Source organism: Stenotrophomonas sp. TWI819, assembly GCF_039673075.1.
GTDB lineage: Bacteria > Pseudomonadota > Gammaproteobacteria > Xanthomonadales > Xanthomonadaceae > Stenotrophomonas > Stenotrophomonas rhizophila_B.
This window is the reverse complement of record NZ_JBDJKY010000001.1, coordinates 426749-450275: the sequence shown is the minus strand read 5'-3', so window position 1 is coordinate 450275 and position 23527 is coordinate 426749. Positions and strand designations below refer to the sequence as shown.

General features: G+C 66.0%; 19 protein-coding genes. 9 read left to right on the top strand and 10 right to left on the bottom strand.

What is annotated here, in order from left to right; translation table 11 throughout:
- Nucleotides 1-136 precede the first annotated feature (136 nt).
- Nucleotides 137-1027, top strand: a complete 891-nt coding sequence (locus ABE463_RS01975) for a pirin family protein (protein ID WP_346467075.1) — start codon at nt 137-139, stop codon at nt 1025-1027.
- A gap of 32 nt (nt 1028-1059) precedes the next feature.
- Nucleotides 1060-2124, top strand: a complete 1065-nt coding sequence (locus tag ABE463_RS01970) for an alkene reductase (protein WP_346467074.1) — start codon at nt 1060-1062, stop codon at nt 2122-2124.
- 1 nt (nt 2125) lies between these two features.
- Here ABE463_RS01970 and ABE463_RS01965 read toward each other — a convergent pair whose 3' ends face one another.
- The 3 genes from ABE463_RS01965 to ABE463_RS01955 all read right to left on the bottom strand — a co-directional run bounded on the left by ABE463_RS01965 (nt 2126) and on the right by ABE463_RS01955 (nt 4779).
- On the bottom strand, nt 2126-2665 hold the full coding sequence (locus ABE463_RS01965; protein ID WP_346467073.1) for a demethoxyubiquinone hydroxylase family protein: 540 nt from the start codon (nt 2663-2665) through the stop codon (nt 2126-2128).
- Nucleotides 2666-2760: 95 nt separating this feature from the next.
- Nucleotides 2761-3690 (bottom strand): hypothetical protein, encoded by a 930-nt coding sequence (locus tag ABE463_RS01960; protein WP_346467072.1) that lies wholly within the window; start codon nt 3688-3690, stop codon nt 2761-2763.
- 75 nt (nt 3691-3765) lie between these two features.
- Nucleotides 3766-4779, bottom strand: a complete 1014-nt coding sequence (locus ABE463_RS01955; RefSeq protein WP_346467071.1) for a L,D-transpeptidase — start codon at nt 4777-4779, stop codon at nt 3766-3768.
- Between the two features lie 193 nt (nt 4780-4972).
- On the opposite strand from ABE463_RS01955, the gene ABE463_RS01950 reads away from it, so the two are divergent.
- Genes ABE463_RS01950 through ABE463_RS01940 form a run of 3 tightly spaced genes read left to right on the top strand, consistent with a single transcriptional unit; the run spans nt 4973 to nt 8372 of the window.
- A complete protein-coding gene (locus tag ABE463_RS01950; RefSeq protein ID WP_346467070.1) occupies nt 4973-7111 on the top strand; it encodes a TonB-dependent receptor in 2139 nt (712 codons plus the stop codon).
- Nucleotides 7111-8250: a PepSY-associated TM helix domain-containing protein gene (locus ABE463_RS01945; RefSeq protein ID WP_346467069.1), complete on the top strand. Its 1140-nt coding sequence runs from the start codon at nt 7111-7113 to the stop codon at nt 8248-8250. The genes ABE463_RS01950 and ABE463_RS01945 overlap by 1 nt, the downstream gene beginning before the upstream one ends.
- Nucleotides 8247-8372 (top strand): hypothetical protein, encoded by a 126-nt coding sequence (locus ABE463_RS01940; protein ID WP_260232195.1) that lies wholly within the window; start codon nt 8247-8249, stop codon nt 8370-8372. Before ABE463_RS01945 ends, ABE463_RS01940 begins: the two co-directional genes overlap by 4 nt.
- Nucleotides 8373-8421: 49 nt before the next feature.
- On the opposite strand, the gene ABE463_RS01935 is transcribed toward ABE463_RS01940, so the two are convergent.
- The 6 genes from ABE463_RS01935 to ABE463_RS01910 all read right to left on the bottom strand — a co-directional run bounded on the left by ABE463_RS01935 (nt 8422) and on the right by ABE463_RS01910 (nt 17206).
- Entirely contained in the window at nt 8422-10674 is a 2253-nt protein-coding gene (locus ABE463_RS01935; protein WP_346467068.1) for a TonB-dependent receptor, read from the bottom strand.
- 230 nt (nt 10675-10904) lie between these two features.
- Nucleotides 10905-11897: a dipeptide epimerase gene (locus ABE463_RS01930; protein WP_346467067.1), complete on the bottom strand. Its 993-nt coding sequence runs from the start codon at nt 11895-11897 to the stop codon at nt 10905-10907.
- Between the two features lie 183 nt (nt 11898-12080).
- The gene (locus tag ABE463_RS01925) at nt 12081-13523 is read right to left on the bottom strand and encodes a serine hydrolase (protein WP_346467066.1); all 1443 of its coding nucleotides are present in this window, start codon (nt 13521-13523) and stop codon (nt 12081-12083) included.
- A gap of 37 nt (nt 13524-13560) precedes the next feature.
- Nucleotides 13561-15180 (bottom strand): D-aminoacylase, encoded by a 1620-nt coding sequence (locus ABE463_RS01920; protein WP_346467065.1) that lies wholly within the window; start codon nt 15178-15180, stop codon nt 13561-13563.
- The gene (locus ABE463_RS01915; protein ID WP_346467064.1) at nt 15180-16238 is read right to left on the bottom strand and encodes an alpha/beta hydrolase; all 1059 of its coding nucleotides are present in this window, start codon (nt 16236-16238) and stop codon (nt 15180-15182) included. The genes ABE463_RS01920 and ABE463_RS01915 overlap by 1 nt, the downstream gene beginning before the upstream one ends.
- A gap of 239 nt (nt 16239-16477) precedes the next feature.
- Nucleotides 16478-17206 carry an energy transducer TonB gene (locus ABE463_RS01910; protein ID WP_346467063.1) on the bottom strand — a complete coding sequence of 243 codons (729 nt, stop codon included), beginning with the start codon at nt 17204-17206 and terminating at the stop codon, nt 16478-16480.
- A 160-nt stretch (nt 17207-17366) separates the two neighbouring features.
- On the opposite strand from ABE463_RS01910, the gene ABE463_RS01905 reads away from it, so the two are divergent.
- The 3 genes from ABE463_RS01905 to ABE463_RS01895 all read left to right on the top strand — a co-directional run bounded on the left by ABE463_RS01905 (nt 17367) and on the right by ABE463_RS01895 (nt 21545).
- A complete protein-coding gene (locus ABE463_RS01905) occupies nt 17367-17963 on the top strand; it encodes a DUF2946 domain-containing protein (protein WP_346467062.1) in 597 nt (198 codons plus the stop codon).
- 131 nt (nt 17964-18094) lie between these two features.
- On the top strand, nt 18095-20134 hold the full coding sequence (locus ABE463_RS01900) for a TonB-dependent receptor (RefSeq protein ID WP_346467061.1): 2040 nt from the start codon (nt 18095-18097) through the stop codon (nt 20132-20134).
- Nucleotide 20135: 1 nt separating this feature from the next.
- Nucleotides 20136-21545: a PepSY domain-containing protein gene (locus tag ABE463_RS01895; RefSeq protein WP_346467060.1), complete on the top strand. Its 1410-nt coding sequence runs from the start codon at nt 20136-20138 to the stop codon at nt 21543-21545.
- Between the two features lie 23 nt (nt 21546-21568).
- Here ABE463_RS01895 and ABE463_RS01890 read toward each other — a convergent pair whose 3' ends face one another.
- The gene (locus ABE463_RS01890) at nt 21569-22552 is read right to left on the bottom strand and encodes a helix-turn-helix domain-containing protein (RefSeq protein ID WP_346467059.1); all 984 of its coding nucleotides are present in this window, start codon (nt 22550-22552) and stop codon (nt 21569-21571) included.
- Between the two features lie 95 nt (nt 22553-22647).
- Between ABE463_RS01890 and ABE463_RS01885 the strand changes: the two genes are divergently transcribed.
- Entirely contained in the window at nt 22648-23517 is an 870-nt protein-coding gene (locus ABE463_RS01885) for an MBL fold metallo-hydrolase (RefSeq protein WP_346467058.1), read from the top strand.
- Nucleotides 23518-23527 lie beyond the last annotated feature (10 nt).

Below are 23527 nucleotides of genomic sequence, written 5' to 3'. Positions count from 1 at the left end.
CACAAATGGACGACTGCAATCCCATTGCGTCGTCTAATCAAAGCATTCGACGGCGCCTATTGTTGGACGCTCGGCAACGGTGCGCACCTGCTACCGCAGGTACCGCTGCCCGCCCTGTCCCGCTCTGGAGTCACCGATGAACGCCCTTCGCCACCCCGCTCAGGTCCTGGCATTCGCAGAACCCGCCCCCGAACCACTGCGGGCGGGTGAGCCGCGTCCCATCGTGTTCCGTACGCGCGGTCGGACCCACGGCCCGATCACGCGGCTGTTCAGCCCCGGCGACCTCGGTCGCGTGCTCAAGCCGTTCGTCTTCCTGGACCTGTTCCGCCTCGATGCGAGCGAGGATGCCCCAGCCTTCGGCATGCATCCGCATTCCGGCATTGCCACCCTGACCTATCTCATCAACGGCGAAATCGCGTACGAAGACTCGACCGGCCAACAGGGCGTACTGCCCGCCGGGGGTGTGGAGTGGATGCGGGCGGGCAACGGTGTCTGGCATACCGGCGCGGCCCTCGGTCACGCGAATGCACTCGGATTCCAGCTCTGGATCGCACTGCCTGCCGAAAGTGAAAACGCCCCGGCCCAGAGCCAGTACATCGCGCCGTCGCAGATCGACCTGAAAGGCCCGGCACGGGTGCTGCTGGGCCAGTTCGGTGCCGCGGACAGCGTGATCGAGCCGCCCTCGAACATGACCTACCTGGCCGTGACATTGAAGGCCGGTGAACGCTGGCGCTATTCCCCGCCGTCGGGCCATACCGTTGCCTGGCTGGCGTTGAGCACGGGGCAACTGGCGGCACCCGAGCCGATCCACGCCGGCGAACTGGTGGTGTTCGAAGCGAGTGAACAGGCCATCGACGTCGACGCCATCCACGACACCACCTTCGTGCTGGGTTCTGCGGTCAGCCACCCACACGATCTGATCACCGGCACGTACTCCGTGCATACCAGTGCACAGGCCCTTGCCCAAGGCGAAGCGGAAATCCGTCGCATTGGCCGCGAGCTTCGGCGCGACGTCGACGTCGGCTGAACCTGTCTCCCCATCAACAACGAGATCACCTCATGCAACCGTCCAACCACCTGCTCTCCCCTGCCGTCATCGGCCGTCTTGCCCTTCCCAACCGCATCGTCATGGCGCCGATGACGCGCAGCCGCGCCGGCGACGGTGATGTTCCTACGCCCCTGGTCGTCGAGTATTACCGCCAACGTGCCAGTGCCGGGCTGATCGTCACCGAGGGTTCGCAGGTCTCGCCACAGGGCAAGGGCTATCCCCGCACACCCGGCATCTTCTCTGCGGCCCAGATCGCGGGCTGGAAGGCCGTCACCGATGCCGTCCATGCGCAGGGGGGCCGGATGTTCCTGCAGTTGTGGCACGTCGGCCGGCTCTCGCATCCCCTGGTCCAGGCCAACGGCGAACGGCCGGTCGCACCGTCAGCGCTGGCGCCCGACGGGGAGCTCTACACATCCGAAGGACTGAAGCCGTACGAGGCACCGCGCGCACTGGCCATCGATGAAATTGCCGGGGTGGTCGATCAGTTCCGCGTGGGCGCCGAGAACGCCAAGCTGGCAGGATTCGATGGCGTTGAACTGCATGGCGCCAATGGTTACCTGATCGACCAGTTCCTTCGTGATGGCGCCAACCTCCGGACCGATGGCTACGGTGGTTCTGCGCAGAACCGCGTCCGCTTGCTGCGCGAGGTGGTGGAGGCCGTGATCCCGGTGTTCGGCGCGGATCGCGTTGGCGTGCGGCTGTCCCCGGCACTGAACGTTTTCTCGATGAGCGACAGCGATCCGCAGGCCACGTTTGGACATGCGGCCGACGTGCTGAGCCAGTACGGGCTTGCCTACCTGCATGTGATCCAGGCGGCGAGCGTCCCGTTCGACTTCGCTGAATTGAAACAGCGCTTTGGTGGCACCTACATCGCCAACGGCGGCTATACGGCCGATCGGGCTGAGGCGGCGTTGATCGCTGGGGAGGCAGACATGATCGCCTTCGGCACCCCCTTCATCGCCAATCCCGACCTGGTCGAGCGCATCCGCCACGGGGATCCCTGGACGGCGCCGGATCCGGCGACGTTCTACCAGGGCGAAGCGCGCGGCTACACCGACTACCCGGTGCGGGCCTGATCTACAACCGCATGCCCAGCCAGATGACGGCTTCCGTCGCGCCGGACACGATAGGGCCGAGCACCTTGGGCCAGAACGCGCCTGCCTGGCTATGCGCCAGGGCTTGATCGTGATGCTGTTGCTCGTCCGCAATGATGGATGAGATGGCCAGCACTGCGGCAGGGTCATGACCTCCCAGCACCACAATCTGGTGCTGGAGGTGGCGCAGCACCACACGCTCTACGGCTGTCGTGGTTGCGGAAACAGCCCCTCGCCCCAGCAGGCCGGTCGCAACGCCGAGGACAAAACCACCCACGCCGCATAGCCAGTAGCTTCGGCACCGAGGACGACCGCGTCGCTGCAGCTCCGCGCCGAAGATGGAGCGATGTCGTTCCTCGTGCGAACGGAACTCACGAAGCTCATCCACCAGTGCGGGTGCGGTCAGCCGGGCCAACAGAATCTGTCCGGTGTAGATCGCAATGGCACCATGCTCCCCGGCATGATTGACCTTGATGATGCGGTCGCCCAGATCAGGGGAGACAGCGTGTGCAACGACGTCCATGTGAGTCCTGATCATGTGATGTGGGGCCCGGGATGCTGACGATACCAGCGGCAGGCGGGTCGATGCAGCCGACAGCGTTTTTCCGGGAGCAGGTGCTATCTGGCAGGCGATTGCTCCGCCGTTCCGGCGTCCAGCGCCTTGCGCTGTGCGTCGTTCCAGGCCTCTCCTTCGGCGCGCGCGCGGGCATCCAGCTCCCGGTTCTCCCGATCATTCGCCTGGTACTGCGCCCAGACCTCCGGCGTGATGGTTTCCAGTCGATTGTCTGCACGCAGCTGGATCGAGGGCGTGTTCCCCATGGAGACCCTGAAGTTATCAAACAGCCATTGCCTGCGCGCCTCCGGCGAGGCGTACAGCAGGTCAGGCTCCGCGTACTGCTGCATGGGCAGCGCCTGCTCTGCGAGGGACGTGTCCGAGGAAATCCGGGCAAGCCGGACAACAAGCCGCTCATGCTCCCGGTCTTTCTGATACAGCGCTGCGACGTCTCCCTCGATCCAGAGCACGTACCAGTAGCCTGCAATCGGATGGCGCTGGAAGGGGTGCTCACGGATCAGGATCAGGTCGCCGGGTTCTTCGTAAAGCGCTTTCCATCCAGCGGGTGCCGGGCGGATGGAGCAGTCGACCGTTCCGCTCATGAGTTCCTCCACCCTCGGCGTTCCGCCGCTGGTGGACAGGCGTGTCGTCCAGCAGCGCAGGCTGTCCCGGTTGTGTGACGCGAGCAGCACCGCATGGTCGTCCAGGACGACCGCATCGGTATGCACGAAGCGATCGTCAGCAGCACCAGGATCGTCAAGGAGTCCTGCGAAAGCCCTGTCGGAGAGCTTTCCGCCATCGACATACAGCTCGAATGTCGTGTAGTGCTGGTACTTGCTGACGTTGATATCCAGCCTGCTTTCCGTGACCGCCACGACTTTCAGCGTGTCCGACGAGAGCACCGTTTCACGCTTGGTTCGCGTGCAGCCACTGGCAAGCAAGGCCGCTGACAGCAGCACTGCCGAACGCATTGCGGTGCTTGTTTTCACGTTCATCGTGATGCGGCCTGCCGTGCTTGTACGGGTGGAGGGGTGTATCCGTACAAGCATAGCGGTTGAACAGTAGTGCCGTTACAGCTCCGGTGGATCCGCGTTGAGGAGCTGCAGGGACGCGCCGGTGGTGTCGGCAAGCACGTGCTTGTCGGTGACCAGCAGCACCACGCCCGGGCGCAGCAGTGGCTGCAGTTGGGAACGGAAACCCGGTGGCAGCAGGATCTTATCTTCGTCTGCCCGGGCAACCACCGTTCCGCTCGCTGCTTCCTGTCCTGGAATACCGATCTCCACCCATGAGGGAGCCGTTGCCGGGGCAACGCCGTCGGCGACCATGAAGGCCCGCGTTCCCGCCGGCGCCGCACCGTCGCCGAAGCCCACCCTCGCCCGGCCGATCTCCTTGCCATCACGATACGCAAACAGCCTGCCGTCCGTGGTGCTCAGCAGCAGCGACAGTACGCCGGTCGGCGCGAGCTCGGGCTGCCAGCGGAACTGCTCCTGCACGCCCAGGGGGGCGGCCAGCACTTCCTTGCCGGTACCCGGGTCGATCGGACTGGCCACACGTGGATGGACCAGCTCTGACGGCGACACGCCTTCTTTGGCGATCACCACCACCATCCCCATGCTGGTCGCACCGAACAGCCGCCGCGCGAATTCGGTGGGCAGGTGCACGCAACCATGGGATTCGGGATAGCCGGGCAACCCGCCGGCGTGCAGGGCCACGCCATCCCAGGTAAGCCGCTCCTGGTAAGGCATGGGCGCGTCGTTGTACTTGCTCGACCGGTGATCCTTGTCCTTCTGCAGAATGGTGAACACCCCGGTGGGCGTTTCATGTCCCGGTTTGCCGGTGCTCACCGTCGAGACCGCGACCAGCAGCCCGTTGCGGTACACGTAGGCCCGCTGCTCGGTGAGACTCACGACCACGGCCATCGGCCCCATCGCCTTCGCGTCGCCACCCCAGACCCACTCGCCAGGGTGCAATGCCGCCGGCACGGTATCGGCCGGACGGGACGTCTTCGCGCCCCAGGAAGGTACCGCCAGCGCGTTGGGTGCCACGGCGAGCAGGGCAAGCAGGGCCAATGCAATTCGGGTCATCACAGTCCTTCGGATCGAGGGTCGCACCGCTGTACTGTCACCGGTTGCCGGCACCCAGACAAGCCGGGCAGCCCCGGATTCCCCCTGCGCTGCCTGGCTTTCGGGCAGCGCAGGTCCGCCGTTGCGCAGGCACGTATCAAAGTGCGTCAAATGGTAATATGTCGCATTCCCATTTCTGATTGCCCCCCTCCCGATGCCGTCCTCCCCCCGTCACGCCCTGTGCCTTGCCATCGCGCTGTCTGTCAGTCCGGCCCTCTACGCGGCGGATGCCGATCCCGCTGCCGACGTAAAGGAACTGGACAAGGTCCAGGTGCTGGGGCGGGCGCAGACCCTGTATCGCGTGAATGACGCGGCGGTGGGCACACGCACGGATACCCCGCTGGAGCTGGTGCCGCAGTCCATCCAGGTGCTGCCCCGCGAGCTGATCGACGATCAGGCCGCGCGCCAGGTCACGGATCTGTATCGCAGCATCAGCGGCATCAGCTTCTTCAGCTATGCCGGTGTCACCCTGCGCGGTTTCCGCCAGGAGAATGTGCTGTATGACGGCCTGCGTGGTGATCCCTACGCAGGCTTCTCGGTGCCGCAGCTGTTCAACATCGAGCGCGTGGAAGTGCTCAAGGGGCCGGCGGGCGCGCTGTACGGCGGCGGCGATGCGGGCGGTGTCATCAACTATGTCACCCGCAAGCCGTCGGCCAAGGTCGAGCGCCGGGTGGAGGTGCAGGTCGGCAACAACGATTTCCGCGCCGCCTCCGTCGAAGCCACCGGTGCACTGAACACCACCGGCAGCGTGCGCTACCGCGCTGGCGTGTACAGCGACACCGAAGATGGCGTGCGCTGGAACACCGACAGCGAAAGCGTGATCGGCGATGCGTCGATTGCGTTCGACGTGGGCGAGACCGGCGAGATGGTCCTGCAGTACACCGACATCACGCAGAAACTGGGCGGCAATCGTCTGCGCGGCGTGCCGGTGAACGATGCGGGCACCTTCCTGACCGATCGCCGCTGGAACCACAACGAGGCCACCGACTTCCTCGATATGGATGCCAAGGTGGTGCTGGCCCAGTACCGCTTCTCGCCTACCTCCAGCCTGGACCTGGACGTCGCGGCGCGGTGGTTCGAGAACAACGAGCACCAGATGTATCACGAGCCGATGGGCCTGATCGACCGCGATCGTGACGGCACCGCCGAGTGGATGACGCGCCAGCTGCGCAACCAGATCCGCGCCAACGACGCCTTCGCGGCCAACGGCAACGCCGTCTGGCGGCTCAGCACCGGAAGTGTGGACCACAAGGTGCTGTTCGGCGCCGACGTGTACCAGATGGACGCGGATTTCAACGCGCAGACCGCCAACAGTGCGGATCTCGCCCGCGGTGCCGGTCCTGTCCCGGGTATCGACCTGTTCAACCCGGTGTATGGCGTGACCTCGTATCACGACTACAACCTGGCTGCCCTGCCCTGGCGTGCGACCAGCACCCGCAGCAAGCGCTACGGCGGCTACCTGCAGGACGAGATCACCCTGACCCCGCGCTGGCACGTGCTGGCCGGCCTGCGCTGGGATGGCTTCAAGGATGACGACCGCATCGCCGGCAGCAGCGTGGATGGCGATGACATCAGCTGGCGCCTGGGCAGCACCTTCGTGGTCCGCGATGGCGTGAACGTGTATGCCAACGTGGCCAGCGGCTTCGTTCCGCAATCGGCCGCCAACCAGAATGCCGACGCCGGTGGTCCGTTCGATCCGGAGCGCAGCCGGCAGTGGGAAGTGGGCATGAAGAGCCTGCTGGCCGAGCGCATCACCCTGAACCTGGCCGCGTACCGCATCGAGCGCAGCAACATCGTGCAGGCCACCGGCGCGGTGATCGATGGCGTGAACCAGCTGGCGACGCTGGGCCTGGTGCGCAGCAAGGGCATGGAACTGGACCTGCTGGCCGATGTGACCGACCGCTGGGTGGTCAACCTCACCTACGCCTATAACGATGCCGTAGTGAAGGATGCCGGCACCGGTGGCATCACCAATGCGTCGGGCGATCGCTTTGCCAACGCGCCACGCAACAAGCTGGGTCTGTGGACCCGCTATGACTTCCCGGCCATCCAGTCGGCCGTGGGCTTCGGTGCCGACCATGTGGATGAGCGGGTCAGCCTGGATGGGCAGACGGTGAAGCCCTACACCACGTTCGATGTCAGCTGGAAAACGCAGTGGCAGCAGTGGCAGTTCCAGGCCAATCTCAAGAACGTGTTCGACAAGGTCTACGCAGCCAGCGGCTTCACCGGGCGCACGGGGCACTTCCCGGGCGAGCCGCGTCGTGTGTATCTCCAAGCGGCATACACCTTCTGATGCAACCCACGCGCCAGCCTTCGCCAGCGCCCCTGCCTGCCCCGCCCCCAACCGGTGGCGGGCGTCGGCGCTGGTTCGAGCTGCACAGCTGGATCGGGCTGAAGCTGTGTCTGTTCATGGGCTTCGTCTGCCTGACCGGCACGCTGGCGGTGTTCTCGCAGGAGATCGACTGGCTGCTGCACAAGCCGATGCGGGTGGCCGACGGCGGTGACACCGCCAGTTGGGGACGCATCATTTCGGCTGCGCAGCGCGCTCGGCCGGCTTGGGAGCTGGAGGGCATCAGCGCCGGGCACACCCGCTTGTTCGCGGCCCGCGCGCAGATGCGCCTGCCCGATGGCCGCAGGCGTTTCGTGTGGATCAACCCCTACACCGCGCAGGTTACCGGCGACACCGGCTGGTTCAATGTGCAACGCCTGCTGCGCAACACCCATCGCCATCTGATGCTGCCGGTCATCTATGGGGTGCCGTTGGTGACGGCACTCTCGGTGCCGTTGCTGCTGTCCTGGCTGGGCAGCCTGTACATCTACAAGAGATGGTGGCGTGGCTTCTTCAAGCGTCCCGATACCGCGCGCCCGCGCCGCCTCTGGGGTGATCTGCATCGCCTGGCCGGCGTGTGGTCGATGTGGTTGCTGCTGCTGATCGGCATCACCGGGGCGTGGTATCTGGTCGAATCCCTGGGGGGCGATGCGCCGGCGGCCCCGGTCACACACCTGGCCGATGGCGACGCGCCACCGCGCCCCGTGGACCCCGCGGCGGTGGATGCTGCCGTGCGTCACGTATCGGAGCAATGGCCGGCGTTCACGCCCACCGGCGCCCTCGTGAGTCGCGATGGTCGCGGACTGGTCCTGGTGGGTGAGGCAACGGCCTGGCTGGTGCGCGAACGGGCCAACAACATCGCCATGGATCTGCAGGACGGCACGGTGCTGGGGCGCCATGACGGCGGCGATCTCGGGATGCACCAACGCATCGCGGAAATGGCCGACCCGCTCCATTTCGGAAGCTTCGGCGGCTGGCCGATTCGCCTGCTGTGGTTCGTGGCCGGTGCCCTGCTCACCTCGCTGTGTTTCACCGGCGTGTACATCTACGGCCTGCGCACCGCCGATGCCTTGCGTGCGCGTGCGCGAAAGGCGGCTGTATGAGCCCGCAGAAGACCCCCGGTCCCTGGCGTGCGGCGTGGCGTGGCATGGGCCGTTGGCGATGGCTGTGGCTGGTGTTGCTGCTGCTGTGGCTGGGCTTCCTGCCGGCGGAGTTCTCCAAGTAACCCGCCCTGCGCGGCACCCGAAGGTGCCGCGCATTTCATCAGGCGCCGATCAGAAGCTGTAGTCCAGCGACACGCCCACCGTACGCGGCTGCATCATCACCGCGTTCCAGCGGCGGTAGTTCTGCGCCGTGCCAGCGGGAATGGTCCTGCCGGCGGCGACGTAGATGTCCTTGTTGGTGAGGTTGGTGATGAAGAACCGCACGGTCGTGTTCTGGCTGCTCACTTCGGCGGTCAGATCGACCGTGGTGTAGCTGGGCAGCTCGAAGGACTGCGCAGACGCCACCGAGGCCTCGCGCTCGCCGTAATAACGCAGCGCGCCGCCGACACTCCAGCCCCAATCGCCACTGGTGGGGAACTGGTAGTCGGCCTGCAGGCTGCCTGCCCACTCCGGTACCTGCGGCAGCTGGGCGCCGGATTCGGCCTGATTGGCACCGCCCGGGCGTGCCGGCGGGATCGGCGAGGTCAGCTGGGCATCGGTATAGGCCAGGCTGGCACTCAGGCGCAGGCCGTCGACGGGCATCAGCGCGCCGGTGAATTCCACGCCCTGGCTGCGTGCACTGCCGCCGTTGACGCCATAGGAAATGCCCTGCGGGGTGAGCAGGTTCAGGCGGATGTCATCCCAGTCGATCCGGAACGCAGCCACTTCGATCAGCGCACGACGGTCCCAGAAGTGACTTTTCACGCCGGCTTCGTAGTTGATCAACGTATCGGACTTGACCTGCGAGGGCACATCCGGCGCGGCCGGCAGGATGGGGTTCGGGCTGCCAGCACGGTAGCCGGTGGCCACACGCAGGTAGGCCATGGTGTCCTCGCCCAGGAACAGCCGCGGGCTTGCGCTCCACGTGGTCACGCTTTCCGACGACTCGGTGACGCGCTGCACGCCGTCGCCACCCAGCGGGCCGCCCAGCGTCTGGCGGAAGACCTGATCGTTGCGCGCATGGCGCACGCCCAAGGCCAGATCGAAGCGATCGGTGAACTTCCAGGTGGTGTTGCCGAACAGCGCCTTCTCTTTATAGCTGGTCAGCACGGAGGCCTTGAACAGATTGAGCACCGGGGCGAACGCCGGGCTCAGTGCGCTGCCATCTTCGATATAGGCGGCGTCCTCATCGGTGTAGAACGCGCCGACCTGCCACTGCAGGCGGCTGTCGCCCTTGGAGGTCAGGCGCAGTTCCTGGGTCCACTTCTTGAGTTCGATGTCGGTGTCCAGCGCGGCGTACGCCATCACCGGGCCCACGCCGGGGCGCTGGCCCAGCAGCGGAATGTACTCGACGGACTGGTCCTGCAGGCGCCACGAGTTGGATTTCATCCAGCTGCTGGCAGAGGTGAAGTCCGCCCAGCCCAGATCCCAGTCCACCGTCAGCCCGTAGACGTCGTACTTGATCGTGCTCGGCTGCAGGAACAGATACTCGTTGGCGTATCCCGGCAGCTTCGGCTTGAAGGTGACCGGATCCAGCGCCACGGTTGCGAAATTGTCGCCCTTGTTCTCCTGGCGCATGGCGGTCAGCAGGACGTCCACGGTGTCCGAGGCTTTCCACAGCAGCGAGACGCGGCCGGCATTCTGGTGCACATCGTTGGTGTCGCGACGATGCAGGACGGTGTTGTCGATCCAGCCGGGGCTGGTCTGCTCGGCGTAGCTGGCGCGCAGGGCCAGGGTGCCCTTCACCAACGGCACATTGACCGCCGCGCGCTCGGAGTTGCCGACCCGACCGCCATCGTCCACCACGCGCATCGTGGCGCCGGCACGGCCAGCGAAGTACTCCAGGTCCGGCCGCTTGGTCACGTATTTGACCACGCCGCCCAGCGCACTCGCGCCGTACAACGTGCCCTGCGGGCCGCGCAGCACTTCCACGTTCTGCACGTCGTAGGGCAGCAGATCGAACATGCCCGAGGTGGCGCCGGACAGCGAGCCATTGGCGGTCAGCGGCACGTCGTCCACATAGATCGACGTGGCGGCGGTGTTGCCCATCGGGGTAATGCCGCGGATGGAGATCGTCGAGCGGCCCGGTGCGCCCAGGCTGGTGACCTGCAGGCCCGGCACCAGTCCGGCCAGGTCGTTCATGTTGTTGACCTGCAGCCGGTCCAGCTGTTCTTCGCTGATGACGCTGATCGACATCGGGATATCGGTCACCACTTCCACGCGTTTCTGCGCGGTGGCGGTGACCGTGCCCAGGGTATGCACGTCGTCACGATTGGTTTTTTCAGCGGCCACCTGCGCCATGACCGGGGCGCTGCAGCCCAGGGCGAGGATGCCTGCAGCGCAGGCCAGCGACAACGCGTTGGTTCGGGGCGAACAGTGATTCATGGTGGTCAGACCTCGGTAGCGAACAGGACGCCCACGGCAATGGGCACGAATTGCGGCAGTCAGGGCACCCCGGGTTGCAGGGATCAGGCCGGCCTGGCAGTGACGCTCCTGGGAAATGATGGATGCTTATAAGCCCATCTAGGACACAATAGTCCTGTTCAGAGAACTGTCAATCCCGCGTCGCAACATCGACATGAATCTGTGCGCCAGGACGGCTCCCACTGCCGCTGTCAGCCGCCCCAGACGGCCTCGTCACACCAGATCGTGCCGTCCCGATAGACCACGCCGGGCGTGCGGTCCTGCTTGAGGAAGGTCGGGCCATCCAGATCGACCAGGTCGCACAGCTGCCCCACCACGAAGCCCGGCGCAGCGCCCAGGCTGCTGCACACCATGCAGCCGACCATCACGCCCAGCCCGGCTTCCCGCGCCGCGGCGGCGATCAGCAGCGCCTCGGTGAGACCGCCGCATTTGTCCAACTTGATGTTGAACACGTTGAAGCGACCCGTGAGTCCCTCGACGTCCGCCAGGGTCAGCGCGCTTTCGTCAGCGGCCAAGGCAATGGGCGATGCAAACCCGTCCAGATCGGACTCGCGCCCGCGCGCAAGCGGCTGCTCGATGAGGGATACGTCAGCGGCGAGCATGGCGGTCACCAGACGGTCGAGATCGTCGATCTGGTAGCCCTGATTGGCATCCACACCGAGCCACACGTCCGGGCGCACCGCGCGGATGGCCTCGACGCGGGCAATGTCCAGATCCAGATCGCCGGTCAATTTGACCTTGATCGAGCGCGCCTGCCGATAGGCCACGGCAGCGGCCGCCATGGCCGATGGCGCATCGGCGCCCACGGTAAAGGTCGTCGGCAGCGGTCGCGGCGCCGCGAGTCCGGCAAGCGCCCAGACGGGCCTGCCCGACTGCTTTGATTCCAGCTCCCACAGGGCGGCGTCGACAGCATTGCGGGCACCGCCTGCCGGCAGAATCGAACGCAGTTCCTCGCGCGTGGGGTGTGCCTGGATCGCATCGCGCGCCGCTTCAATCTGGGTGCGCATGCTGTCGAGGTCTTCGCCAAGATAATAGACGCCGGTGGCCTCGCCCCGGCCGATATGCACGCCGTCATCCAAGGTGACGAGGATGGCCAGCCGGCTGTCGAAGACGTGACTGGCAATGCGGAAGGGAGCGGCCAGACGAAGCGCGTCCACCGCGATCCCGAGTTTCAGGCGGGCCATCAGGCGTTCACCCCGGTTGCAGCGGGGTCACGACTCAACGGGGGCGTTGCCAATAGCGTGATCGAGCACATCTGGTTTCCCTGCCTCAAGGTGAGCATTTCTCACATTGAGACAGTAGTTCTCCATAAAGAGAACTGTCAATGGGCGCCGCGGTCGGCGCCCTCTCTGCGCGTCAGGACGACCTCATTTCGCCAGGGCAGCAGCCGGGGCAAGTGCGGCTGCGATCCGCGAGACATGCTTGTTCCAGTCGAACTTCTGCCCTTCCGGTGTCCATCCCAGCCGCACGATCACCGCATCCTGCGACGGGATCACGGCCACGATCTGATGGTTGTGGCCCATCGCCATGAAGGCATCGGGTGGAACATCCTGCAGCACCTTGCGCCCTTCTTCGTCTGGCGCCGCCAGGTTCAACCAGAGCTGCGCGCCGTACGAGGGGCGCGGTGATGCGGGGGTGGGGGTCAGAGCGAACGCCAGCCATTGTTTCGACAGCAGGCGCTTGCCACCCGCTTCACCGTGGTTGAGGTGCAGCAGCCCGTAGCGCGCCCAATCGCGGGCCGTGGCGTAGCCATAGGAACTGCCGACCAGTACGCCCGATTCGTCCGGCTCGATCAGTGCGCTGCGCATGCCCGCCGGCTCGAACAGCCGGGTCTGCGCAAACCGGGTCATGCCTTCCAGCGTGCCGCCGGTTGCGTCGAAGACAATGCGCGAGAGGATGTTGGTCGTGCCCGAGGAATAGCTCCAGTGCGTGCCGGGGGCGTGTTCAAGCGGCATCGCGGCGGCCAGCGCGGCCATGTCGCCCGCCTCGAACAGCATCTTGATCGACTCGTTGCCTGGCTTGTAACTCTCCACGAAGGTGAGCCCGCTCGACATCGTCAGCAACTGGCGCAGCGTGATGGCGCCCCGCGGGTCGCCCTTGCCCTGCCACTCGGGAACCGGTGCCGGGTCATCCAGCTTAAGCACGCCGTCATCGACCAGCAGGCCGACCAGCGTACCCATGATGCTCTTGGTGGCTGACCAGCCGAGCATGCGGGTGTCCTGATTGAACCCCGGCGCGTAACGCTCGGCGACGATCGCCCCACCCTGCACCACCACGATCGCCCGGGTGTCCGGGTAGCCGCCCACGTTCTGCTCCTCGAACGCCGCACTCACGGCCGCATCCAGTGCGGCGCGGTCGAGCTTCGTCTCGGCAGCCGCCTGCAGCCCCGGAGCCGGCAGGTCGCCCTGTGGCCACGGGCGTGCCGACGGCTGCGGCAGCGGTGAGAGCCGCGCGGCCTGGGCATCGAGCGCCTTCAACGGCACGTCGCCGGTGGTCAACGTACAGCCGACGGCCGGCCGATGCAGCGCAGTACGCGTGGCCGCGCCAGGTGCGGACGCGGTGACCGTCCCGGCCTTGCGATCCACCGACAGCGCCACCGCCTTGGTGAAGGGCGCCAGCGCGTGAATGTCGTCGCGCAGCACGTCAGCCTCGGCACGGTTGGCCACGAAGATACCGGCGCAGGCGATCTGGGCGGAGACCGCCGTGCCCAGATCGTCCGCGCTGGTGATCGGTGGTGCGGTGGCGAATGCCGGCGCGGACGCGGCGAGCGCGAGGGCGAGAAGGCTCCCGCCGGTGGAATGACGAATCATGAGGTGTGTCCTGTGGTTGTTGGAGCGCGCACGTGGATCAGCGCGTGCGGCAGGGGTGGCGCAGCGCCGAGCCTGCCCGGGCGCCGGTGTGTTTGCCGTCCTCGAAACTCACCACACCGTTGACGATCACGGTGTCGATGCCGGTCGGCGCGCCGGCGGGCGCGTCCCAGCTCGCCACATCATCCAGCGTGTCCAGATCGAAGAGGACGATATCGGCGCGCATCCCCTCGCGGATCAGCCCGCGATCGCTCAATCCCATCCGCTGTGCGGGCCAGCTGGTCATCTTGCGGACCGCATCTTCCAGCGTCAGTACCTGGCGTCGCTTCACATACTCGGCGAGGATGCGCGGGAAGGTGCCATACGCGCGCGGGTGCGGCAGGCCGATGGCGCCGTCGCTGCCGTAGTTCACCGCCGCTGCGGCATCACTGCCGATGCTGACCCAGGGCTGGCGCAGCGCGAGCTGGACATCCGCTTCGCTGATCATGAAGTACAGCGCGACCGCCCGATTGGGCAACCCTTCCAGCGCGATGTCCCACGCCGCATCAGCCGGATCCAGATTCAGCTCGGCACCGATCTCGGCCAGCGTCTTGCCATGGAAGCGCCGGTACTTCTCACTGAAACTGTTGGCCAGACGCACGTTCTGGAAGCCACCCGACGCGTGTACCAGGTTCGACCAGCCCGGCATCGAACCGGCGGCCACCTCCTTCTTCATGCGCTCGCGCACCTTGGGATCGCGCACGCGCTCGATGCCCTTCTCGAGCCCATCGGCCCAGACCCAGCTCGGTGCGATGATTTCCAGCCCGGTGCCGCCGGCGGTGTACGGATACAGATCGGCGGCTACATCGACCCCGCGGTCGCGGGCGGCAGTGATCGTCGCCAGCGCCTGCGGCATCAGCTTGCCCCACTCCGGTGCATAGGCTGCCTTGAGATGGAAAATCTCCACCTTGACGCCGCCCTTCTCGCCGATCTCGATGGCCTCCTCGATGGCCTTGACCACGCCTTCGCTCTCGTCACGCATATGCGTGGCGTAGAAGCCGTCGCACTGCGCGGCCACCTTGGCCAGCGAGATCAGATCCGAGGTGCTCTGGAAGCTGCTGGGTGCATAGATCAAGGCGCTGGAGATACCGAACGCGCCGGCCTCCATCGCCATCTTCACCTGCTCGCCCATGGCCTCCAGCTGCTTGCGCGTCGGCGCACCGGCGGCATCGCCCATGACATGCACGCGCGCCTGGGTGGAGGAGTAGTACGTGCCGAAGTTGACCGAGATGCCCTGCGTTTCAAGCTGCTTGAAGTAGCCCGGCATGCCCGCCGCAGGCACCGGCGGTCCCCCCTCGCCGCCGATCAGCGTGGTCACGCCCATCCGCAATTTGTTCTCGGCCGCGCCATCCTTGAGCAGCGCAGCGCCGGACTGATCCATCATGTCGATGAAGCCCGGCGACACATAGCGCCCCGTCGCGTCGATCTCGCGGGTGCCCTGCCCGGGGACCTGGCCCACCTGGACCACGCGCCCCTCCTTGACGGCCACATCGGCACGGACCCACGGATTACCGGCACCGTCGAGCACGCGTCCACCGCGGATCACCAGGTCATAGTCGGCGGCGGCTGCGTTGGCGGCGAACAGCATCGATACGCCCGCCCACAGCAGGGTGCGCTTCATCATTGCATCTCCTTGTTGGTGCGCGCCTGCGCACGCACGTCATCCACGACCTCGCGAACCGCATCCACCACGCGATCAGGCTGATCGATCTGGATGTAGTGACCGGCATCGCTCACGATCTGTTGCCGCCCGCGGCTGGACAGGGCGGCCTGTTCGGCATGCAAGGTGCGCCATTCCTGCTTGAACCGGGCGCCCTCCTCTGCCGTCAGGCCCATTTTCTTCAGCTCGTCGGGCTTGAACGGCTTCAACGCGGTCAGCACGATCACCGGGCGGTCGCCAAAGGACGTGACCGCGCGGGCATCGTCCATGGTGCTGTCGAAGCCGTCGAGCTCAGCGGTCGCGCCTGTGACCGAGCCACTGGAGAAGGCGGTGATCTCCGCGGCCTCATCCTTCGGGCGCGGACCATGATCGGCGCGCGAGAACAGGAAGCGCACCAGGCCGGTCCGTGACAGTGCCGTGGCGGTATGCATCAACAGCGACACCTTCTTCGGGTGGACATCGATGCTCACCACGCTGCCGAGCCGGGCGATCTGATCCGGATGCGAGGGGTCGACCATCACCAGCCCGGCAACCTGCTCGCCGTAGCGCCCCACATAGGTGCGGGTATACGGCCCGCCGATGGAATGGCCGACCAGCACCAGCGGATCGGTGATGCCCGCACCTTTCAACAGGGCGTGCAGGTCATCGGCCACGGCTGACGCACGCTGCGGGGTGTCCTTGGCATCGCTGCGCATGATGCCGGCGCGGTCGTAAGCACAGGCGCGGGTGAAGCGGGCGATCCGGTCGTGCACCCGGGTCCAATCCATCGTGCCGCCCGTGCCGAGGCCGGACTCGAAGATCACGGTCGGGGTGCCACTGCCGCGACACTCTATATGCATCTGGCGTCCGCCGACATCAACCATCTGACCGCGCAGTGGATGATCGGTCGCCGCGCTCCGGCGCGCCAAGGCCTCGTAGACCACCCCGATGAGGGTGAGCAGGACCACGACCGCCAGCAGACCGAGCACGATCCACTTCACCCACCGACGAAACCGCCGCCAACCCTTCACTGCTGTCATGTCGTGCTCTCTTGAATGGTGCGCCGAAGCGCGTGCCGCCCCGCGGATCCGGCCCGGGGAGCGTTCAAGGGAGGACTGACCCATGTGGTAGGCAATCATCCCGAATGGGATATAAACGTCCTGATGGGAGAATTGTCAATGTGCGATGCGCCACTTGGCCGGCCGCCCGGGTCAGGTTGAGCGGCCTGACCACGATGGGGCAGAGGCGTTGGAGGCACTGCTCTCGGGCCTTGGGCGGTCTACTCGGCGGGCGCAGTAGCCGGAATATGCATCTTGTCCTCAGGCATCTGCCGCCCGCCGATGTCGAACTTCACCGGCATCCGGATACGGCCGGCCACCGGTAAGCCGCCGGCCATGGCAGGGATGAAACGGAGCGTGCGGATCCATTCCAGAGCAGAGCGGTCCAGGTCACGGTGACCCGAGGTGCGCAGCACGGTTGCACCGAAGGTGCGCCCCTGTGCATCCACATCCACCAGAAACTGCCCCTCTCCCTCTCGCCCCTCCCTGAAGGCCGCCAGCGGGTAGCGCGCCCATCGCACGCGCGTCTGCGATGGGTCCGGTGCCGGCATGCTGGGAAGCGGTGCATTGGCGATGAGGCCCACGCTGCCGCGAAGAGCCACCTCATTCCCGAAGCTGCAGCCGCTTTTCAAGCCGGCCAGGTCCGTGCGCTCGCACTGATCTTGGCCGGTTCGAAGGCAGTCAACCTCGTCTAAAAGTCGCTGCTGGGCGAGAATGTCGCATTGCTGCTGTGTGGGAGGCCGATTCCTGCAGGCAGCGGCATCAACTTCCAGCGCGGGAAGGCGTTCGCACGCGTTGGCGTTCTCCGCTTTGCAATGCAGTTTAGCCAGGCTGACCCGCGCATTGGCCACGGTGCAGCTCTCATCCAGCATGGGCTGTGCCGATGCAGCTGTGGCGGCGAGGTAGATAATGACGGCCAACGTGCCTGCAGTGATGTAGCGCTTGTCCACGATCAGTCCCTTGATGGGCAAAGACAACAAGCGTACCGATATGTGTGAAGACCCGCATGGAGCTGCCCCTCGTGAGCGCGCATTGGCCGCCAACGTGCGCGTTAAAAGGACTTACCTGTCTTTCTTTCCCTGATTCTGTCGACCGGAAGTCACCGGTGACGTGCGCCGGCTGCAGTTTCTGACGACGCTCACTCTGCCGCTGGGACTGCCCGCTGCCCAGCACCAGACTGCGACAAACCGTCGCAATCGAGCACAAAAGGGGCATTTTCGCCGGGAATCCCGACGACCATGGCTTACCATCGGGCCGGTGCGTGCGTCCCTCCTCCACCGCTGGCTTCATGCCTGGGCCTTCCTGGCGATTGCGCTGGTGATCGTCGCGCCGATGGTCAGCCGGGCATTGGCGCCGGTGACCGCCCCCGTCATTGAGGCCTTGCCTGCACCCCATCCCCATGCGGCGCATCACGCCATGACGGATGCTGGCGCGCACAAGGGCCATCACGCGCATCACGATAAGGATCAGGGCGAGGCCCGCCCCGCTGCCGAAGCGCCTGCGGATCCGCACGCCAGCCATGACATGGGCGTGGACTGCGAGTACTGCCTGATCGCGGCCCGTCTCATCAGCCTGCTCGTGGCGCTGCTCCTGCTGCTGACGCAGTGGCCGGCCGTGTTTCGATCGCTGTCAGGTCTGGTCGAGCGTCGTCGCGCTACCGCTCAAGGCACCCTCGGTGCCCGCGGCCCACCTGTTCTGGTCTGCTGATCCGGCAAGTATCCGGTGCAGCCTTGCTGCGCCCTGCCGGCTCGTGCCCAACGCTCTGCGCCATCCGGCCCGTCGGCCGGACCTTGTCCCTGCCCCGGTCACGCTGACCGCGGCATCGAATGCTGTGGACCATGACAACTTCTTTTTCGTATCGACCTTTGGCCAAGGCCATCACGGCCGTGCTTGCCGCTGCCCTTCTTCTTCCCGCCACCGTCGCCGCCCAGAACGGTACCGTGCTGACCCTGGGCACCGTGCAGGCGCGTTCGGCCGCCGAGCGCGAGCTGTCGGCCCGCTCGGTATTCACCTCGGTGGATCTCATCGGCGGCGATGTCCTTCAACCGCAGAAGGTCGACCATAGCTGGGAGCTGCTGATGAATGCCCCGGGCGTGCAGGTCACCCAGTTCAAGATGGGCACCGACGCCGGCCGCTTTTCCTTCCGGGGTTTCAACGGCGAGGGCCGCATCAACGCGGTCAAGCTGCTGATCGACGGTATTCCGAGCAATGACAATTCGGGCGGCATGCCCTACCTGGATGTGGTGTTTCCGCTGGACATCGCCGCGCTCGAGATCGTGCGTGGCACCAACGATGCCCGCTACGGGCTGCATGCGATTGCCGGTGACGTGAACGTGCTGACCCGCCAGGGCGGCAATGACGGCCAGCTGAGCATCACCGCCGGCAGCTTTGGCGCGCAGGATGTGCAGTTGGCCAAAGGGTTCGAGCGCGGCCCCTGGTCACAGAACTATTTCGTCGGCTGGCGCACGTCCGACGGCGAGCGCGACCATGCCGATGGCACGCAGCGCAGCTTCGCCGGCAAGTGGTTCTACACCGACCCTGACGGCCGGTGGCGCGCAGGGCTGACCAGCCGCTACTACAAGAACGCCGCACTGGAAGCCGGCTACCTCAGCTATACGGAGGTGCAGGCCAATCCGACGCAATCGCCGGCCTACGCACGCGATGACCGCAGTGAGCGCGAGACGGTCCAGACCGCCGTGCACATCGATGGCGCGCTGGGCAGCGACTGGAGCTGGAACGTCAAGGCCTACCAGAACGACTATCGCAACCAGCGCTGGGTCACGTTCACCGCGGGAGGCGCCCAACAGGAACGTTTCAACGATGAGACCCATCGCGGCCTGCTCTTGAACACCACCTGGCGCCCGGACTCGCGGCTGGCCGAATTCGTGCTCGATGCCGGCGTGGATGGGCAGTGGCAGGACAACACGGCCCGCCGCTACAGGACAGTCGCGCGCGAGCGCCAGGCGACCCTGCGCGATTGGGACTACACCCTCGATACCCGGGGTGCCTACGTGCAGGCGGTGATCCGGCCGATGGACGCGCTGAAGATCGTGCCCGCCTACCGGGTCGATCGCATGGATGGCGACTTCCACAATGGGGCGACCGGCCTGCGTGCGCCGGTCTACGACTATGGCCTGATCAAGCAACCCAAGCTGAGTGTCTCCTACGATCTCAGCCCGACCACGGTCGCGTACGCCAACTGGGGGCGAACGTTCCAGATCGGCAGCGGCAATGGCGCATATCGAACGCAGCTGAACGATCTCGCCCCCTCCCTCAACGAAGGCTGGGAAGCCGGGATGAAATGGGCGCCCGTGCAGGGGCTGCAGACCCGCATCGCGTACTGGGAACAGCGGGCCAGCGATGAGGTCGCCACCGTCCTGGGCGTCAATGGCGTGGTCGGGGCCAATGAGGTCGGCAACGTGGGCCAGACGCTGCGCCGCGGTTGGGACGCCCAGCTGACGTGGCAGGCCAGCGCACAGTGGCGCGCCTGGGCCGCGTACTCGCGGCAGAAGGCGGTGATCGAGGTGCCCGACCCCAGTGCGCCGCAGACCCGCGGACGGCAGATCGAGAACGTGCCGAACTGGCTGGCCAGCGCAGGTGTGGACTACGCCCCGACGGCCGACTGGGCCTTCAGCGCCTGGGGCAATGGCCAGGGCGACTACTTCGTGGAAAGGACCAACACGCTGGGACGCTACGGCGGCTATGCACTGTTGAACCTGAGCGCCACGTATCGGCTGGACGCGCGCAACAGCCTGGCCCTGCAGTTGAAAAATGCGACAGACCGTTTCTACGTGTATGCCTGGTACGACAGCGGTTCATCGGGTTACTCGCCCGGTGACGGCCGGGCGCTGTACCTGAGCTGGACCCGGGAGCTCTGACATGCCAACCCCCGCTACCCCGCATGCATCGGATCGCTGGCGTTTCTACCGCGCGGTGTGGCGGTGGCACTTCTATGCCGGCCTGTTCGTGCTGCCCTTCATCGCCTGGCTGGCGTTGACCGGCGCGGTATACGTCTACCAGAAGCCGATCGATCGCTGGATCCATCACGATCTGAAGGTAGTGCAGAACGCAGCGGTGCCGCCCTCGCCTGCCAGCGCCCAGCTGGCGGGCGTCAACGCCGTCAGTCACGGGGAGATCTTCCGTTACACCACGCCGGAGTACGCCGACGGCAGCATCGAGATAGGCGTACAGGAGGCCGACGGTCGACGGCAGGTCTACTACGTCGACCCGGGCACCGCGCAGGTGCTCGGGCACCTGCCGGACAAGGGAACGTTCTCGGGCGTGGTGCGGCAGCTGCACAGCCTCGATCTGCTCGGTGATTACGCCAGTGCACTGATCGAGATCGCCGCCGGCTGGGCCATCCTGCTGGTGGCGACCGGCGTGTACCTGTGGTGGCCGCGCGGACAGACCGGTGGGATCACCACGGTTCGCGGGCAGCCGCGAAAGCGGCTGTTCTGGCGCGACCTGCACGCGGTGACCGGCGTCTGGGTGGGCGGTGTGCTCGTGTTCCTGGCCGTCACCGGCATGCCGTGGTCGGTGGTCTGGGGCCATCAGGTCAATGCCTGGGCGAACGGTCACGACTATGGTTACCCGACGGGAGTGCGGGTGGACGTGCCGATGTCCGCGCATCGGCTTGCCGACACCACCACGCCGGCGTGGTCGATGGAGCAGGCACAACTGCCGGTCTCAGCGGTGCCGCATGTCCAGCACGCCGCTGCCGATGACGGGCATGCCGCACATGGTGGCGGCCCGCTCGGCGACCTGTCGACACAGCCCGGCGCGCTCGGCATCGACGCGGCCATGCGCCGGTTCAACGCGCTGGGCCTTGCGCCGGGCTACAGCATCGCGCTGCCGCGTGGGCCGATGGGGGTCTACACCGCCTCGGTCTATCCGGAGGATCTTTCGCGCCAGCGGGTGGTGCATCTGGACCAGTACAGCGGCCGGGTTCTGCTGGACATGGGCTACGCCGATTACGGTGCACTCGGGCGTGGACTGGAATGGGGCATCAACGTCCATCTCGGCAACGAGTACGGCACGGTCAACCGTGTGGTGCTGATCGTCGCGTGCGCAGCGATCCTCCTGCTCTGCCTCAGCGGTGCGGTGATGTGGTGGAAGCGGCGGGCCATCGGCGGGATCGGCGTGCCGCCACTGCCGAAGCACGGGCGAAGCGTGGCGGGTGTCTTCGTGCTGCTGTGCATCGGTGGCCTGGTGTTCCCGCTGGTGGGCCTGTCGCTGTTGGTCGTGGGTGTTCTGGACTACCTCGCCACCCGTGGCTGGCGCGCGACATGAATCAACCGTTGCCAGCGCCTGCCTTACTCCGTGAGCGTGAATGCCCGCCGCCACTCGCGCGGGCTCACCTGGAACGCCCGGTTGAAGCTCTGGCGGAACGATACCGCCGAGCGGAAGCCGGATTGCTCCGCTACCTGATCGATCGATAGCGAGGTGGATTCAAGCAGGTCCTTGGCCCTGCGGAGGCGTTCGGCATCCAGCCAGCCGCCGACCGTCATGCCGGTCGCTTTGTGGAAGCGCCGGGTAAACGTCCGCCGGCTCATGGCCACCTTTTCGGCGAGTTCATCCAATGACTGATCCCGCTGCAGGTCTTCGCGCATGTAGTCGAGCAACCGGCTCAGCAGTGCATCCTGCGGCGATGCCGGTACCGGCTGGTCGATGTATTGGGACTGGCCGCCCTCGCGATGGGGAGGCAGCACCATGATGCGGGCGATTCTGTTGGCATGGCGCGCGCCACAGAGTTTGCGAACCAGATACATGCAGCAGTCCAATGCCGCACCGGTGCCGGCCGACGTCACGATTCGGTCTTCGTCGACGTACAGGGCATTCATGTCCAGGCTGACTTCTGGGAAACGCCCGTGGAAATCGGCCTCGGCCAGCCAGTGCGTTGCGGCCACGTGCCCGTCCAGTAATCCTGCATAGGCCAGCGCATAGGCGCCATAGCAGAGACCGACGACATGCGCACCCCGGCGATGTGCTGCGATCAGCCGGTCGGTCAGGCCCGCGCTCGGGGCGAGGTGCAGATCCGCCCACCCCGGGACGATCACTACATCTGCCTGGTCAAGCAGTTCCAGCCCCCCGTGGGGCGTTACACCCACCTGCCCGCCCGATAAGATGACGTCCGGGCGTTCTGCGGCGATGCGCAGGTGGAACAAGGTCTGACCCTCCGGCTGGATGTCGAAGATCATCAGCGGCACGGACAGATGGAACGCGCTGACGCCCTCGGGCGCCAGCACAACGACCTGCAGCGGCGTGGCCGCAGGGGGGTATGAACGGTCGCTGGCCATGGCCCGATTCCATCGATGTTGGTCTCTCAGGCCAGTATTCACAGGTTCGCGCGCGCGTCAATCTGGGTGCCATCCGCTCACCCTGAGAGAAACGCATGAAACTCCTGTCCCTCGCACTTGCCACGGTGTTGGCCCTGGGTATCCAGGCCAGCGCACACGCCGCAGGCCCGGCATCCACGACCACCTCGATCCAGCAGATCCGCAATGCCACGGCCAAGATCACCTATGGCGATACCGTGCTGCTGGTGGACCCGATGCTGGCCGCCAAGGGTGCCTATCCAGGCTTCCCGGACACGTATCGCAGCGAGCTGCGCAACCCCACCGTCGAACTCCCCTTCGATGTGGGCCAGGTGCTCAAGGACGTGGATGCCGTCCTGCTGACCCACACCCACCTCGACCACTGGGACCCCGCCGCGGAGACGCTGATCCCGAGGCAGATGCCGATGTTCGTCCAGCATGAAGCGGACGCGGCCCTGCTTCGCGGCAAGGGGTTCGGTGACGTCCGCATCCTGCCCGCGCACGTCACTTTCGACGGCGTGACGATTTCGCGCGTCGCCGCACAGCACGGTTCGGCGGCCATGTTCCAGGTGGAGCCGCTGGCGACGATGCTCGGCAGTGTGACCGGCTTCGTGTTCCAGAAGACCGGTGAGCCCACCATCTACCTTGCTGGCGACACCGTGTGGACCGGCGACGTACGGGACGCGATCAAGCGGTATGCGCCGGATGTCATCGTGCTCAACACGGGCGATGCACGGGTCAAGGGCTTCGATACCGGCATCATCATGGGGGTGGAGGACACCTCGCGTGTCCATGCGTTGGCGCCGACGGCGAAGATCGTCGCCGTCCACATGGATGCGGTGAATCACATGACCGTCTCCCGTGCGGACCTGCGCCGCTACGTCCGTGAGAAAGCACTCCAGGACAGCGTGCTGATTCCTGAAGATGGCGAAACCCTGAACTTCTGAAGGAGCACAA